Genomic DNA, 15,445 nt, shown 5'->3' with positions numbered 1-15,445 from the left:
TTTCAGATAATCAAGCGAGGTTTTTCACCGCTTCGTCCACAGATTTGTATGGCTCAAAAATCTGCGTGAGTTTGGTGATGTTCAAAAGATCCAGCACCTTCAGACTCGCATTTGCAATCTTCAGGTCACCGCCGACTTGGCGCACAGCATTCAGGCTGGCGATCAGTATGCCGAGTCCGCTGCTGTTTATATGCTCCACAGATTTCATGTTCAGGACAAATTTCCTGGTCCCGCCCTCAATGAGCTTGTGAACCTCATCGTTCAGACTCATTGCATCCGGCCCGCCCAGGATGTTTCCTTCGATTTCCAGGAGGGCTATTCCGCCGCTAAGCTCTTTTCGCTGCAACTTCATATGGTCTCTCGATTTCCAGGACTGGTGACTGGGTCGATGGCACCCTTAGGTCGACCTTCCTTATGTAAACATTGTAATCCACGACGAGCGCGGAGGCGACGTAGATCGATGAGTAAGTACCGGTCACAACTCCGATCAACATTGAGAACGCGAACCCGCGCGTCACCTCTCCACCGAATATCAGGAGGACGAGGAGGACAGCGAAAGCAGTGCCGGAGGTGATGATAGTGCGGCTCAGCGTATCGTTGATGCTGCGGTTCATTACCCTGATCAAATTCTCAGTCTTATATAGCTTAAGATTCTCTCTAATCCTGTCGAAGATGACGACGGTATCGTTCATCGAATAGGCGACAAGTGTCAGGAATGCGGCGACCATGGTCTGATTAATCTCGAGATCGAGCCACGGCACGAGCCATCCGAAAATTGCCACCGCGCCCAGCGTGATAAGAACATCATGGAACAGCGCGACAACGGATCCCACAGCGTAGATGAACTGGAATCTGAGCGAGACATAGATGAGAATCGCAAGGAGGCTGTAAAATATCGCCATCGCAGCGTCCTGGCGCAGCTCCTGACCGATCTTCGGACCAATCTTGTTTTCCTGGAGAAGCTGGATCTTCGTGCCCGGAAGATCTTTGTTCAGCTGACCGATTATCTTGTCGCTTGTGACGACGCCCTGGTCTTCGGCTTTTATTCTTATCAGAAGCTGGTTCTCCGCACCGAATGTCTTTATTTCAGCATCGCCGTATCCGATCCTGTCGAGAGACACGCGCACGGTCCCCACGTTGGCAACCGGAGTGAACTGCAGCGTAAGCTCGGTCCCTCCTTTGAAATCGATGCCATAGTTCAGTCCACGGAATGCGATAGTGATAAGTCCGAGGAGAATGAGCGTGGCAGATACTACGTACCAGATGTGGCGCCTGCCGATGAAGTCTACACTTGTCCTTGGGAAGAAACGCATTTTCAGTCTTTCAAATTGTTAATCGTCAATTCCAAATACACATCAAAGAATTCAGAATCATCCGAAGTTTATGTGTGTCGCGCCTCTTTGCATCATGATGTCGAAGACGACGCGTGTAATAACTATTGCACTGAACAAGCTCGCCACGATTCCGATCATGAGTGTGAGAGCAAATCCTTGAACCGGCCCTGTTCCAAACTGATAGAGAATCGCGCCGGTCAGAAGCGAGACTATGTTAGAGTCGAAGATTGCCGTAAACGCCTTCGCGTAGCCCTGGTCGATTGCTGCCCTGAGCGTTTTGCCCGTAGCCGTTTCCTCGCGGATACGTTCATATATGAGAACGTTCGCATCGACGGCCACGGCGAATGTGAGAATCATACCTGCGATACCTGGTAGCGTCAAAGTCGCGTGGAAGGCCGCCAGTACTCCGAGGATGAACAGGATATTCAGGATCAGCGCGAAATCGGCCGCAACTCCACCCGTTCTGTAATAGAACAGCATGAAGAGCACGATGATTGTGAGACCGATCGCTCCTGACGTCACGCCGTTCTTGATCGAGTCTTCACCGAGAGACGGTCCGACACTTCTTTGCTCGACGATGTCCACAGGCGCGGGAAGCGCACCTGCCCTCAGGACGATTGCGAGAAGGTTCGCCTCGTCCATGTTTGCCATGCCTTCGATCTCGGAACTTCCGTTGGGAATTTTATTCCTGACGACGGGTGCGGAATAGACGGCGTTGTCGAGATCAATCGCAATTCTTTTTCCGATATTTGCTCCGGTGATGCGTCCCCAGTCGCGTGCGCCATCGGAACTCATGGTCATCTCTACGATCGGTGAGCTTGTTGAGGGAGAGATTGTGGCCCTGGCGTTGGTAACGACTCCGCCTGTAAGCTCGGGATCTTTCTTAACTACAAAGAGCTCGTAATACTTCACACCTTTGTTCATAATCATCGGCTTCGCGCTGAAGAGGAGCTGGAAGTCGCTGGGCACCACGCGCTGCACGTCCTCACGCTTCATGATGCGGTCCAGCTTATCTCTGTCGTTCTCGGAAACATACCAATCGCCGGACTGCCGAACAGACTGGACAATCGCGAAGAAAGGATGTTTCCGTGCGAATTGCTCGGGAGAGCTGGTCGAATCAGTCGATGTGGAATCCGATCCGGCGGAAAGTGAATCCACTTTTCCCGCAAGTATGTTGTCCACGGACTGGAACACCTTAACCACGACGTCCTCGGGTTTCAGAAGCTTGAACTCAAGAAGAGCCGTGCCCTGGAGAAGCTGCCGGACCTCGTCCTCGTTGCTCACGCCCGGAAGCTCAACGATAAACCTGGTGCTCCCCTGCTTTTGTATTGACGGCTCCGAGACACCGTATTGATCGACGCGGTTTCTGACGATTTCCATCGCCCGGTCGACTGCAGTCTTAGTCTGGTCTGAAAGGTAAGACATCACCCTGCTGTTGTCGTCGCGAATGTCACCGTAGTACCTACTCAACCTGATCCCTCTCTGGTCGAACTGCTGTCGCATCAGATCAAGAGGGGACACGTCGGACTGTTTCGCCTGAGCTGCAACCTGCTGCATTATTTGGTCGAAGGTCTGGTCCTTGTCCTTCGCCATGTCGCTCAGCATTTTCAAGACGTTCACTTCCAGCACGATGTGCATTCCGCCCTGCAGGTCGAGACCAAGCTTGACGCGTTTCAATTTTGCGTCGACAATGCTCGTGGCGTTCTCGTCGTAGTATCTGATACTGTCACCGATGAAAGTCTGTTGCAGACTATCTATATATGTCTGCTTGAGGCTGTCAGGCATCGACGGGAGTGGATGGGAATTCAGATAATCTTCGAATTTCTGTTGTCCCGCAAGTTGAGTAAGTCTTTTCTGGTATGTCGCGCTCTGATAAGTCGGGTAGAGATAATAGAGCGCAAGGGCAATAGCGGCTATGATAAGAAAAATCTTAAAGCGATTCTTGCGCAAAAAAATCCTCCGGAGTTTGAATGTAGAATGAAATCGTGTTTAATATATCAACGCACATGCTGAAAATCAATGAAAGGTGAGGCGGCGGTGCTGGCTCAATTTGACGGCTGCGTCGAAACCTTGCGAAGGTTGCCAGGTAGAAGCTTGGCTACCTTCGCAAGGTAGCTCCGTGTGAATGCATCATTCCTTCACCGGGACGAGGAGAAGAGGAATTTTGCTCGACTTGCTCACCTTCGGAGTGATGCTTCCGTTCCAAAATGCTCCGGCGCCCTTCTTTCCGTGAGTCGCGAGTATGACAAGATCCGCCTTGACTCGTTTCACTCCTTCATTTATTGCGGCAGAAGGTTCCCGTCTCGATGTAAGCGTCGAAACTCTGGTGCCGTCAGACTCGATCTTGCCCTTGAGTTGTTTCAAATACTCTTCGGCATCCGGTACAATCATGTCCATCATTCTTGAAGTCGTGCCCGGCAGCAGCCTGTTTGCCGGCGTTACTTCGCCGGACATGGTGCCGAACTGCGGGATCGCAATTAGAAGATGTACAGTTGCTCCGCATTGTCCCGCCAACACAGCCGCGTAGCTCAACGACTGCTCGTGGTCAGGATTGCCATCAAGAGGAACAAGGAAGTTTTCGAACGAATAAATCTGCGGCGTGAACTTGCGCGGAGGCTTGACTAACATGACAGGCGTGCTCCCAAACGAAATCACCTGCTGCGCGATTGAGCCGAAGAGAATCCCTCTCAGGCCTGTACTTCCATGAGTGCACATGATTACAAGGTCCTGATTCAACTCTTCCGCGTGATCTGAGATACTTTGTGAAACATCACGCACTCCAGCCTCATGGAGATGGCAGCGCACATCGATTCCCGACAGGAGATCTGATGTCGATAAAGATTTCAAATACTTCTCGGCCTGATCCGCGCGCGTCAAGTGGATGTCGCCGTGAATCGTTTCTGGCGCATCTTTTTCGATGACGTGAATCAGCGTGACAGTTGCAGTGATCTTCCTTGCGAGCTGCGCAACCAGCTGGAGGACAGATTCTGCAAGCGAAGAACCGTCAAGGGGCACGAGGAGGTTTTTGATCGGCGATCTAACCAATGAACACCTTATAGATTAAGAACAAATTCAGCGCAACTATTAGTGCCGCGAACACGCATATGACGATCGAAGTCAACTTCCGGTTTACAAGCACTCCCATGATCCTGCTGCTGTTCGTAAAAATTATAAGCGGAAAAATTGCAAACGGCAATCCGAAACTCAGGACAACCTGGCTGACGACCAACGTCCTTGTCGGGTCGAGTCCAATTGCAATGACGACAATCGACGGGATAATTGTGACCGACCGCCTCAACCACACCGGTATGCGCTTATGAAGAAACCCCTGCATCATTATCTGTCCAGCACTTGTCCCGACTGTGGAAGAAGATAATCCGGAAGCGAGGAGTGAGACAGCAAATATCCAGCCGGCGGCCTTGCCGAGAAGCGGCTGAAGTGTGACATGAGCTTCCTGAAGGGTCGCTACGTTTGTGAGCCCGTGCTTGTGAAAAGTCGCAGCGGCCATGACCAGCATAGCCATGTTGACGAGACTCGCGATCCCCATTGCTATGGTAACGTCCAGGATTTCAAATCGGAAGAGCTTGCGGAGCTTACCCGGATCTTTCACAATGATCCTCTGCTGGGTCAGCGCGGAATGAAGGAAGATCGCGTGAGGCATAACTGTCGCTCCGAGGATGCCTGTCGCGAGGAGCACGCTCTCGCTTCCGTTGAACTGGGGGACGACACTGTGATAGAGTATCGTTCCAAATTCGGGCCTATCGAGAATCGTTTCGAGGAGATAGCTCACGGCGATAACGCTTACCATGGCGGTGATCGCTATCTCGAGCGGTCTGAACCCGTATCTCTCAAGACCGAGGATGAGGAATGTGCAGAGCGCGGTAAGCAATCCCCCGATAATGAGGGGAAATCCGAACAGAAGATTAAACCCCACCGCTGCCCCGAGGAATTCCGCGAGATCGGTTGCCATGGCGACAATCTCCATGAGTGCCCACATCATATAAACAACCGGCCGGCTGAATTCATTTCGGCAGTGTTCCGCAAGATTGTTTCCCGATGCGATGCCGAGCTTTGCCGATAGCGATTGGATGACCATTGCCATGATGTTGCTCAGAAGGATCACCCACAACAGAGTATAGCCGAATTCCGAGCCGCCCTGTATATTTGTCGCGAAATTTCCCGGATCGACATAAGCGACGCTTGCTATAAACGCGGGCCCGAGGAAAGGGATCAGTTTTTTGAAAAATCCAGCTCGCGATTCACCTGAAAGTGCGGCGTCTGCCGAGACTCTGGTCCGTACATCAGTCCGCGTAATCGACGAGACGATTGAGTTCTTCAACGCCGACATTATTGATCTTGGTTCAATTTCATTTGGTATTCCACTCAATTGAATTTAAGGTCAGGTGAGAACAATTCCACCGGGTGCGGGTGAATTCTGTCTTTCCAAATTGAACCCGAGATAGTTTGTCGAAGCAGACAGATTTCGGCACAAAAACCTCCATTTGATACATTGTTCCATCATCGATAAATTCTAATGAAGCCAAGGAGATTACAATATGACCGTTGCAATAATCGGGATTGCAACATTTATATCGACGCTGTTCGGAGGACTTTTCGCCCTCAAGTACAGGGACAAGCTCCATCTGATCCTTGGCTTCAGTGCGGGCGCTGTAATAGGCGTAGCATTTTTCGACCTTCTTCCGGAAGCGATCAGTCTGGAGATCAGCGGAACAAAGGCCGCAACGACTTCCATTATGATCGGGGTGGGATTCATTATGTATCTTGTCCTGGATCGCGCCGTGATACTGCTTTCGAAAGCTGACGAGGAGCATGGGGTACTTCAGCATCGTGGCACACTTGGCGCGGCAAGCTTATCGATGCATTCGTTCCTGGATGGGACCGTGATAGGTTTCGCGTTCCAGGTATCAGCAGCCGTCGGTGCAATAGTGACAGCAGCTGTGTTGACTCACGATTTTTCAGACGGAATAAATACGGTAAGCCTGATTCTCAAGGATAACGGCAACAGGAAGAAAGCATCTCTCTGGCTCCTCACCGACGCCCTTGCGCCCGTACTGGGAATTCTCCTCACGCGATTTTTCACGCTTCCGGAAAACATGCTTGGGAACGTGCTTGCGATCTTCTGCGGATTTTTTATTTATATCGGCGCGAGTGAGCTCCTTCCCGAAAGCTACCACGCCCACCCGAAGGTTCTCACGACGGTAATGACTCTTCTGGGAATCTCTATCCTGTACGCGGTAATCCAAGTCGCGAAGGGCTGAACCCCTATTCACCGATGATTTTTATTACTACTCTTTTCCTTCTCTGGCCGTCAAACTCCGCGTAGAATACCTGTTCCCACGGACCGAGATCGAGTTTGCCTTTGGTGATCGGTAAAACCGCCTGGTGGTGAATTAGTGTTCTCTTCAGATGAGCGTCTGCATTGTCCTCACCTGTTCTGTGATGTCGATATTCCGGCTTGAATGGCGCAAGAACCTCGAGCAATTCCATCAGGTCCTGTTTGAGACCCCCCTCCTCGTCGTTCACCCAGATCCCGCTCGTAATATGCATGGCGCTTACGAGACAAAGCCCCTCCTGCACTCCGCTTGCCTTGACGTTCTTTTCGATATCACCAGTTATGTTGACAAGCTCTTTACGGTTCTTCGTGTTGAACCACAAATAATCGGTGTGTGATTTCATGTTTGTCCTTTCTACTGGATCCGTTATGGTGCCGACAATATCGCAAACCCGCGAGCCTTGAGCGTTAATGCCAGCTTATGATCCGTTAAGTGGATCCGGTTTCCGCTCAACGCGTCGATCATGACAGGCGAAGACGCATCTTCGATATCGACTTCGAAATTCTCCAGAGGCTGCTTTGAAAAATTGAAAACGCAAACCACTGTGCTGTTTCCGGTTCTTCTCTCGAATGCAAACACGTCCCGCGGATCGCTAGTCGCAAGAGAATGATATTCCCCCGAAAGTAGCGCGTCGTGTGTCCGACGGATCTCGAGTATTTCTTTATAGAACTCGCTGAAGCGGTTCTTCACTGTCCAGTCGATAGGAACCTGCTCGAATAACGAGAGACGTTCCGGATTTCCGACTTCGTCACCGTTGTAAACGAGCGGCACTCCCGGCAAAGTCGCGATCAAAGCAGCAGTCATACTGTCGCCGGCAGGTCCATACCTCTCTATTGAGGGAGCGTCGAACGCATTCTTGTCGTGGTTCGTGTTGAACCTGAGTCGAAGCGAACCCGAAGGAAATTCGCGGGCTTCCCTATCGAGCACGCTGTCGATTGCGGTCGCTCGCGTCGTTCCCTCGAAAATCTTTCCAAGAACATCGTATATATTCCATGCATAGGTGAGGTCGAATGCTTTCAGGTGCATTGCGGGCCGCGAACCCTCCGCGAGCATCATCACCGGTTTTATGCTGTCGAGCCCGGCGCGCGCTTCATTCCAGAAATCAAGGGGGACCATTTCTGCCACGTCGCATCTGAATCCGTCGATACCGACGTCGCGCACCCAGTATTTCATCATGTCGATCATGTACTGCCGCAGGGCAGGCTTTGAATAATCAAGTTGCGCCACGTCCGTCCAATCCGGATTGGGCGCGATAATATTTCCTGAACTGTCGTGTTTGTACCAGTCAGGATGTTCCCTGATGAGAGGGTTGTCCCAGGCGGTATGATTGATCACGAGGTCGATGATAATATGCAATCCGGATTCATGAACAGCTTTGACAAGAGACTCGAGATCGTCGAGTGTTCCATACTCCGGGTTGATTTTGTAATAATCCTGAATTGAATATGGACTTCCGAACGATCCCTTCCGATGGAGTTTCCCGATCGGGTTGATCGGCATTAACCAGATTACCGTCACGCCCATTTTCTTCAATTCTGGAATTGCCTTTATTACGGACTTGAAACTCTCATCTTTTGAAAATGACCGCGAGTACAACTCATATATGACAGCATCTTCAACCCACTTCGCGCTTTTCCTGGCGTGTTCAAGAGATATTTTTTGTCGGGTGACAGCGGGGAGGCTTGATTTTTGGACGAGAGAAATCGGCCCGTAAATCTTCTCCGTTCCGACAGTGCGATTAAGTCTTACGGCGAGTCTGTTATTCCCAACGGCCGCATATTTTCCCACCTCGAACGAGACGTCTTCCGAATAGCCCGACGACTTTCCGATCTCTTTTCCGTTCAGGAAAAAGGTTGCATCATTATCAATTCCCGAAACATAGAGCAAGAGACTTTCCCCGAGATCCGAGAGAGTGAAATTATTTGTGAACCATCTCGTACCCGGTTCCTCATGACGGATCAAATGCCTCGTCCAATAGTCGGGCAGCTCATACTTCTGCCAACTTCCGTCATTACCCGACCCGGCCATCCAATTTTCTTTTATGCCCGAATTATTCGGATCAGGTTTGAATGTCCAGCCTTCGGTAAGGTTCAACCGGAATGTCTGTCCCAATTCCTTCTCCATCGCACCAGCAGCGGTGACATGTAAACAAAAAAATAGGGCCAGCGACGCGTAACAGCCAGCCCTCGACAATCGAATAAAATTCATTTGCTCAGCGATACTGTTTTAGAAACTCAAGTCTGTCTTTCAATTGGGACGCCGGCATCAGAAGCTTGTCGAGTCCATACACCGCGTCTTTCGGATTGGTGAATGTCAGTTCAAAATCCTTGCTCATAATTATCGCTTCTTCCGGACATACCTCTTCGCAGAAGCCGCAGAATATGCACCTTAGCATATTTATCTCGAACCGTTCAGGATATCTTTCCTTGTCGAGTTCAGTTTCAGCCGCTTGAACTTCTATCGCAAGGGACGGACAAACACGCGCACACAGTCCGCATGCTACGCATCTCTCGATACCGGTTTCATCTTCCATCACGAGGACCGGGCGTCCCCTGAAAACAGGCGGCGGAACCCAGCGCTCTTCCGGATATTGCCTCGTGAACTTCGGTCTGAAGAATGCTCTCATAGTGATCGACATTCCGTGGAGTATTTCGGGAAAGTAGAGTTTCTCCCAGAATGTCATCTTGGGTTTCAATTTATCTCTTCCATCCTTTTGATCGTTTCCGTTGTTATCCATCAACTGCCTCTTATTACTTAACCGCCAGCATGACCGCGCCCGTTCCAATCAGGTTCAGGAAAGCCAGCGGCAGCATGATCTTCCATCCGACGTTCATCAGCTGGTCGTACCTGAAGCGCGGCAGCGTCCAGCGCACCCACATGTAAATGAAAATAAAAATTCCGGTCTTCGCGATTATGGTTGCGACCTGGACGAGTGCAGCAACGTTCGGCGACATTGCCGGGTAGTTGACGTAAGGCAGGGACCATCCACCGAAATAGAGCGTTGCCATCAGGGCGCTCGAGACAATCATGTTTGTGTATTCGGAAAGGAAGAACAGGCCCCATCGCATGCCGCTGTACTCTGTGTGGTAGCCGCCGACGAGTTCCGGCTCCGCTTCAGGCAAATCGAACGGGAGGCGGTTCGTTTCAGCGAACGCAGCAGTAACGAAAACAAGAAATCCGACCGGCTGATAGAAGATATTCCAATGCCAGCCGACTTGCGCTTCGACTATCTTATCGAGTCGGAGAGTTCCGTCGATCATGAGCACGCCGATGATGCTGAGTCCGAGAGAAAGTTCGTAGCTTATCATTTGCGCAGACGATCGCAATCCTCCGAGCAAAGAATACTTGTTGTTCGACGCCCACCCGCTGAGAGTAACTCCGTAAACGCCTAGCGAGGACATCGCGAGGATATACAATATTCCGACATTCACATCCGCGATCATCAGTTTTATCTGCTGACCGGCAACCACGATGTAATTGCCTAATGGTATTACGGCCAGCGCCGCAAGCGCGACCGTTATCGAGATCACCGGTGCGAGTGCGTGGATGAACTTGTTCGCTTTCGCCGGCACGATCAGCTCTTTGAGAACGAGTTTCAGAATATCCGCAAACGGCTGGAATAATCCTTTAGGACCTACCCGATTGGGGCCGATCCTGTCCTGCATATACGCGCTCACTTTCCTTTCGAGCAGGACGAGATAAGCAACGGCTCCAAGTACTACCAATAAGAGAACAATAATCTTTATCAGAGCAACTACCACAGTCATCATTGTACGAACGCTTCTTCTTTGGACTTCTTCAGGAGCGCACCGCGGTCGCCGAGCTTTTGGTAAGACATTCCTTTGAAGGCAGGGATTGTCTGCGCGATCTCGTCGAAGACCTTCTGTGCGGATTGGTATCTCATCTTTCCGCCGAGAAGGCTGCCGATCGCGGACACGATCTCCCACGAGGACCTGACATTTCGGCGTGCGCCCATGTTCCACTTGTCGAACGGGCTGCCGAATTTGTCCAACCTGCTCATATTATACCGTCCAGGCACTCGTTCCTGCTCGAGCGTGGATACCGCGGGCTTGAAGAGCTGAACGCGTCCGAGGAAATTCACGAACGTGCCGTGCTTTTCCGCGAACGTCGCGCTCGGGAAGACGACATCGGCAAGCCGCGTGGTTTTGTTGAGAGTCCAGTGGTTCACAATGAGCAGATCCAGCCGAGCGAGCAAATCTTCGATCTCCTTCGACACCGCTATGTCATCGTCCATGATATATAGAGCCTTGATCTTCCCTGAAGAAATCAGTTCGAATATTTTCCTGGAGTCGATACCTTTTCCCGAGACTACACCGGCTTCACGAGCGCCGAACGTATTTGGCGTCTTATCCGCACGGATCAACATCGTATCGTCTGTGCCATCTTCATGTCTGATAAAATCGATATTCTGAGTGTTTAGAACCTGTCTGGCAAACTTCTGGAGGACATAATTATCCTCCACCGATGCATAGGCGGAGCCGAAAACCGCGATCTCATCTTTGGGAAAAGGCTTGATGAGTTCGGCGGCATGCGCGATCGCCTCGTCCCATCCGACTTCCTGCAGGGTTCCGTCCTTTCGCACGAGAGGAGAATTGATCCGCTCAACGGAATTGACGTCTCTGAAGGAAGTAAGCCTGCCGCTGTCGCACATCCAGTAATTGTTCACATCGGGATTGAAGCGCGGCGTGAGGCGAAGTATTTCATTGTTCCTTACCCAGATGTTTATATTGCAGCCGCGTGCGCAGCCGGGACAGATCCCTTCTGTGGACGAAGTCTCCCACACTCTCGCCTTGAACCTGTAGTCGCGATTCGTAAGCGCACCTACGGGACAGAGGTCGATAACATTCATCGAATAGGGATTGTCGAGATCTTTGCCGGGGAAAGTATCGATATACACTCTGTCTCCCCGCTCGACAAATGTCAGCGTCGGCTCTTTCGCAATTTCATCCATGAACCTGATACAGCGCGAGCAGAGTATACATCGCTCGGCATCGTAGACCACGTTCGGTCCAAGAGGTACCCGTTTTGGTTTCTTATTCTTGGATTCGGTGAATTTGCTTTGACCCGGTCCGTGACTGTAAGTGTAATCCTGGAGATTGCATTCACCTGCCTCGTCGCAGATCGGGCAATCGAGGGGATGATTGATGAGAATGAATTCGAGAATCGCCTTTCTCGCCTCGACCGCCTTTTCGGAATTCACGTGTACCACCATGCCGTCTGCCACCTGTGTCGCGCACGCGATCGCGAGCTTGGGCATCTTCTCGATTTCTACGAGACACATTCTGCAGTTACCTGCAACAGACAGTCCCGGATGCCAGCAAAAATGCGGCACCTCGATGCCTGCCTGAGCCGCGGCACGAATTACGGTCGTGCCGTTCTCTACCTCGACAGTTTTGCCTTCTATCGTTACTTTAGCCATTTATTTTGACCCATCTATTTACAAAAACAAACTAAAAAAATATTTCATGTGCCGCAACTTAACGGCGATGACTCGTTTTGAATCATTCCTGTCACCCCGAACACTGGATAGGAGCACTCCAGTGCAGGCTGGTCCGTCGGAGACGATTCCGCCAGGGTCGGATTTCGGGGTCTGGAAATAGATGCTGAACTGCCGCTCCTTCATTATAGATTCTTAAATGAGGCGGCATCCCGCACCTGCGCGCCGATCCGTCCGCCGAAACGAAATGTAGGCGGAAGCGCTCTGGTGCGTAGGCGCAGGGCGGGACAATCCCGAACAGAAACACTTCGGGACAGGGTTCAGCATGACGAAGCATGTCGAAATGAGTCACTACCAACTTAACGGGATTCGCGAGTCACCTCAGGATTTCTTCGACAGGCGTATAATCGAAATCGAACGCTTCGGCGACGTGTTTGTAGGTAATTTTTCCGTGCGCCATGTTCAGGCCGAGCTTGATTTCGTTATTCTGCCTGACCGCTTTCTCCCAGCCGCTTCCCGCAATCTCAATTGAATAAGGGAGTGTTGCATTCGTGAGAGCGATCGTGGAAGTGAACGGCACCGCGCCCGGCATGTTCGCGACACAATAATGAACCACACCATCGACCACGTAAGTCGGGTTTTCATGAGTAGTCGGGTGACACGTCTCGATGCATCCGCCCTGGTCGACGGACACGTCGATGATAACCGAACCCTCCTTCATATCCTTGAGCATTTCCTTCGTCACGAGTTTCGGTGCTTTCGCACCCGGTATCAGCACGGCACCGATGACGACATCAGCCCGCGATACGGACTTTCGTATGTTGTAAGGATTTGATGCGAGCGTTTGGACATTCCTAGGCATGACATCGTCCAGGTACCGCAGCTTGGACAAGTTGCTGTCGAGTAAAGTGACTCTTGCTCCGAACCCGGCAGCGATCCTCGCTGCGTTCTGTCCGACTACACCGCCGCCGAGGACAATCACGTCGGCCGGCTCTACTCCCGGCACTCCGCCGAGCAGGACACCTCTGCCGCCCATCGGCTTTTCGATATACTTCGCGCCCTCTTGCGGAGCCATTCTTCCAGCCACCTCGCTCATCGGTATGAGGAGCGGAAGCGAATAGTCTGACTTCTGCACGGTCTCGTAGGCGATGCAGATCCCGTTCGATTTCATCATCGCTTCAGTCAGTTCCTTGCTGGCGGCAAAATGGAAATACGTAAAGACAATCTGTCCTTTTCTGATGAGTTTATACTCGGATTTTATCGGCTCTTTCACCTTCATAATCATGTCTGCAGATTCATAGACTTCAGCCGCGGTCGATATGATCTTCGCGCCCGCTCTCTTATACATTTCGTCCGGGAATCCGCTGGCAAGGCCCGCGTTCTTTTCGACAATTATCTTGTTTCCATGCGCCGCGAGCAACTCGACACCTGCCGGAAGCAACGCGACCCGGTTCTCATTTGATTTAATTTCCTTCAGCAATCCGACTATCATTTAGTTTTCTCCTTTTTATGAGGAAGGATCTTAACGCTGGTGATTTTGTCGGCCGCGAGGTATTTCCTTGCGGCGACCGCGATTTCTGCGCCCGTAGTTTTCCCTATCGATTCAAGAGACTCGGACACATCGGACCTTCCCTTATAGTAAAGTGCGTCTCTGGCAAAAAGTGAGGCTCTATCCCACAGATTCTCGAGGGCGAAAACGATTCCTGCTTTCATCTGCGCCCTGGATCGCTTTACCTCTTCGTCTGTGGGACCGTTAATGACAAACCCGGAAATTGTTTTGAGAATTCTGTCTTCGGCCCGCGACACATCTCCCGTCGAAGTGCACGCGTAGATTCCTGCCATTCCGGAGTCCGCGTACGCCGATCCATACGAGTAAATAGAGTACGCAAGCCCTTCTTTTTCTCTAACGCTCTTGTACAATCTGGAGCTTGAACCGTCTCCAAGAATGATGCCGGCCATAGAGGCGGAAAACCGATCAGGATCGTTGAGCCCGGGACCGCGCGCGCCCAGAAGTATATGCGCCTGCCTGCCATATCCGCGGTGTACTGTATAATCAGTCGAGCCGTTGTCGACAGGTTTTTTCCTGATGAAAATTCTCGACGACCTGGGTAGCGATGAAAAATATCTGGTTATCATTTCGATGAGAGTATGCCGGTTGAAATTTCCGGCGATACTTATCACAAGCCTGTCGGCGGTAAATTTTCTGGAATGGAATTCGTGAAGGTCGTCGATGTCGTAAGAGCGAAGTCCTGTCGGTTTCCCGATAATCGGCAGCGAAAGCGGATTGCCCGCGAAAATCTTCTCCTCGATAAAATCCATTCCCCAATCTTCCGGATCGTCCAACGCTTCCTGCAGCTCCGACAAGACCACTTTCCGTTCGTTCCGAAGGTCTTCTTTTTCAAATCTCGGATACAACACGAGGTCAGAGAGAACTCTTATACTCTCTTCGAGATCTTCTTTGAAAACTTTCGCGTAGTAGCACGAAAACTCCTTCGTGGTAAAAGCGTTTATATAGCCGCCGCGATTCTCAATGGCTCCGACAATTTCGTTTGCCGTGAAGTTTTTCGTACCCTTGAAGACCATGTGCTCGATCAGATGTGTCAGCCCGTTCTCGTTTGTCTTCTCGTCACGTGATCCTAGGTTGACCCACACGCCGAGCGCAACGCTTTCGACCGTTGAGATCTCTTCACCGACGACAGTGATTCCGCTGGATAATTTCCGGCAGAAAGGTTCGGTGAAATGATCCTGTTGGGCGTTGGCGTTTGCAGATGAGGTGCGTTTGCGAGTGCGGCCCATTTTCTTCGGGTGATTATTCTGCATTCAAGTCGAAAAATATATTAACCGGACGTGAAAAGTTAAAGGTAAAAAGGTAAAACTGATCGCACGTTTTGCCCGAAACCATGTTCGTTCAATTTTTCGATTGGTTCTTGCATACTGCCTTAATTTCAACCTCAAATGTGCCCTTTGCGAAAATGGAGTCCCGTCGGGTAGGAGGAGCTTCTTCTCGACTCTACGTCTGCTTGAAGCGATTTTTTGTCAGGGGCAGGACTTGGAAAGCTATTCAAAAAATCGCATATAGCTGAGCACGGGACGATCCCGACGTTAGTCGGGACCATTTTCGCGGGCACCCTTTTTGCGCCTCCGATTATTTTACATGCGGCGCATCCGCAGAAGGCGGACTTTCGGTTCACTTTTCCCGTTCAGAAACAACCATACGATGAACGGGATCCCAAAGAGCGGGACTTTTGGGTGAGTCCCGAAGGGATCCCTTCGGGACAAAAGAAAGTGAACAATAAAGA

Annotated in this window: 14 protein-coding genes; 2 read left to right on the top strand and 12 right to left on the bottom strand. The window is 51.1% G+C overall.

Annotation, left to right across the window (positions count from 1 at the left end; all coding sequences use genetic code 11):
• Positions 1 to 10 precede the first annotated feature (10 nt).
• The 5 genes from VIS48_07835 to VIS48_07815 all read right to left on the bottom strand — a co-directional run bounded on the left by VIS48_07835 (position 11) and on the right by VIS48_07815 (position 5,682).
• Complete coding sequence (locus tag VIS48_07835; GenBank protein HEY9166053.1) at positions 11 to 352, bottom strand: STAS domain-containing protein; 342 nt, start codon at positions 350 to 352, stop codon at positions 11 to 13.
• Positions 327 to 1,313 (bottom strand): protein translocase subunit SecF, encoded by a 987-nt coding sequence (gene secF / locus VIS48_07830; GenBank protein ID HEY9166052.1) that lies wholly within the window; start codon positions 1,311 to 1,313, stop codon positions 327 to 329. Before secF ends, VIS48_07835 begins: the two co-directional genes overlap by 26 nt.
• Positions 1,314 to 1,370: 57 nt before the next feature.
• On the bottom strand, positions 1,371 to 3,284 hold the full coding sequence (gene secD / locus VIS48_07825; protein ID HEY9166051.1) for a protein translocase subunit SecD: 1,914 nt from the start codon (positions 3,282 to 3,284) through the stop codon (positions 1,371 to 1,373).
• 180 nt (positions 3,285 to 3,464) lie between these two features.
• Complete coding sequence (locus tag VIS48_07820) at positions 3,465 to 4,379, bottom strand: universal stress protein (GenBank protein HEY9166050.1); 915 nt, start codon at positions 4,377 to 4,379, stop codon at positions 3,465 to 3,467.
• Positions 4,372 to 5,682, bottom strand: coding sequence for an Nramp family divalent metal transporter (locus tag VIS48_07815; GenBank protein ID HEY9166049.1), 1,311 nt, complete (start codon positions 5,680 to 5,682; stop codon positions 4,372 to 4,374). Before VIS48_07815 ends, VIS48_07820 begins: the two co-directional genes overlap by 8 nt.
• A 208-nt stretch (positions 5,683 to 5,890) precedes the next feature.
• On the opposite strand from VIS48_07815, the gene VIS48_07810 reads away from it, so the two are divergent.
• A complete protein-coding gene (locus tag VIS48_07810) occupies positions 5,891 to 6,613 on the top strand; it encodes a ZIP family metal transporter (GenBank protein HEY9166048.1) in 723 nt (240 codons plus the stop codon).
• 4 nt (positions 6,614 to 6,617) lie between these two features.
• Here VIS48_07810 and VIS48_07805 read toward each other — a convergent pair whose 3' ends face one another.
• The 7 genes from VIS48_07805 to VIS48_07775 all read right to left on the bottom strand — a co-directional run bounded on the left by VIS48_07805 (position 6,618) and on the right by VIS48_07775 (position 14,966).
• On the bottom strand, positions 6,618 to 7,031 hold the full coding sequence (locus VIS48_07805; GenBank protein ID HEY9166047.1) for a secondary thiamine-phosphate synthase enzyme YjbQ: 414 nt from the start codon (positions 7,029 to 7,031) through the stop codon (positions 6,618 to 6,620).
• A gap of 23 nt (positions 7,032 to 7,054) precedes the next feature.
• Positions 7,055 to 8,800: an alpha-amylase family glycosyl hydrolase gene (locus VIS48_07800; GenBank protein ID HEY9166046.1), complete on the bottom strand. Its 1,746-nt coding sequence runs from the start codon at positions 8,798 to 8,800 to the stop codon at positions 7,055 to 7,057.
• A gap of 100 nt (positions 8,801 to 8,900) precedes the next feature.
• Positions 8,901 to 9,425: an NADH-quinone oxidoreductase subunit I gene (locus VIS48_07795; GenBank protein ID HEY9166045.1), complete on the bottom strand. Its 525-nt coding sequence runs from the start codon at positions 9,423 to 9,425 to the stop codon at positions 8,901 to 8,903.
• A gap of 13 nt (positions 9,426 to 9,438) precedes the next feature.
• Entirely contained in the window at positions 9,439 to 10,458 is a 1,020-nt protein-coding gene (nuoH, locus tag VIS48_07790) for an NADH-quinone oxidoreductase subunit NuoH (GenBank protein HEY9166044.1), read from the bottom strand.
• Positions 10,455 to 12,128 carry a molybdopterin-dependent oxidoreductase gene (locus VIS48_07785; GenBank protein ID HEY9166043.1) on the bottom strand — a complete coding sequence of 558 codons (1,674 nt, stop codon included), beginning with the start codon at positions 12,126 to 12,128 and terminating at the stop codon, positions 10,455 to 10,457. The genes nuoH and VIS48_07785 overlap by 4 nt, the downstream gene beginning before the upstream one ends.
• A gap of 394 nt (positions 12,129 to 12,522) precedes the next feature.
• Positions 12,523 to 13,638 (bottom strand): alanine dehydrogenase, encoded by a 1,116-nt coding sequence (ald, locus tag VIS48_07780; GenBank protein HEY9166042.1) that lies wholly within the window; start codon positions 13,636 to 13,638, stop codon positions 12,523 to 12,525.
• On the bottom strand, positions 13,635 to 14,966 hold the full coding sequence (locus VIS48_07775) for a pitrilysin family protein (GenBank protein ID HEY9166041.1): 1,332 nt from the start codon (positions 14,964 to 14,966) through the stop codon (positions 13,635 to 13,637). Before VIS48_07775 ends, ald begins: the two co-directional genes overlap by 4 nt.
• 213 nt (positions 14,967 to 15,179) lie before the next feature.
• On the opposite strand from VIS48_07775, the gene VIS48_07770 reads away from it, so the two are divergent.
• A partial coding sequence (locus VIS48_07770) for a hypothetical protein (GenBank protein ID HEY9166040.1) occupies positions 15,180 to 15,445 on the top strand: 266 nt, incomplete at its 3' end.

The sequence above is a fragment of the Candidatus Kryptoniota bacterium genome, from assembly GCA_036567965.1.
Lineage (GTDB): Bacteria > Bacteroidota > Ignavibacteria > Kryptoniales > JAKASW01 > JAKASW01.
Note: the sequence above shows the minus strand (reverse complement) of the source record. Positions and strands in the feature narration are given on the sequence as shown.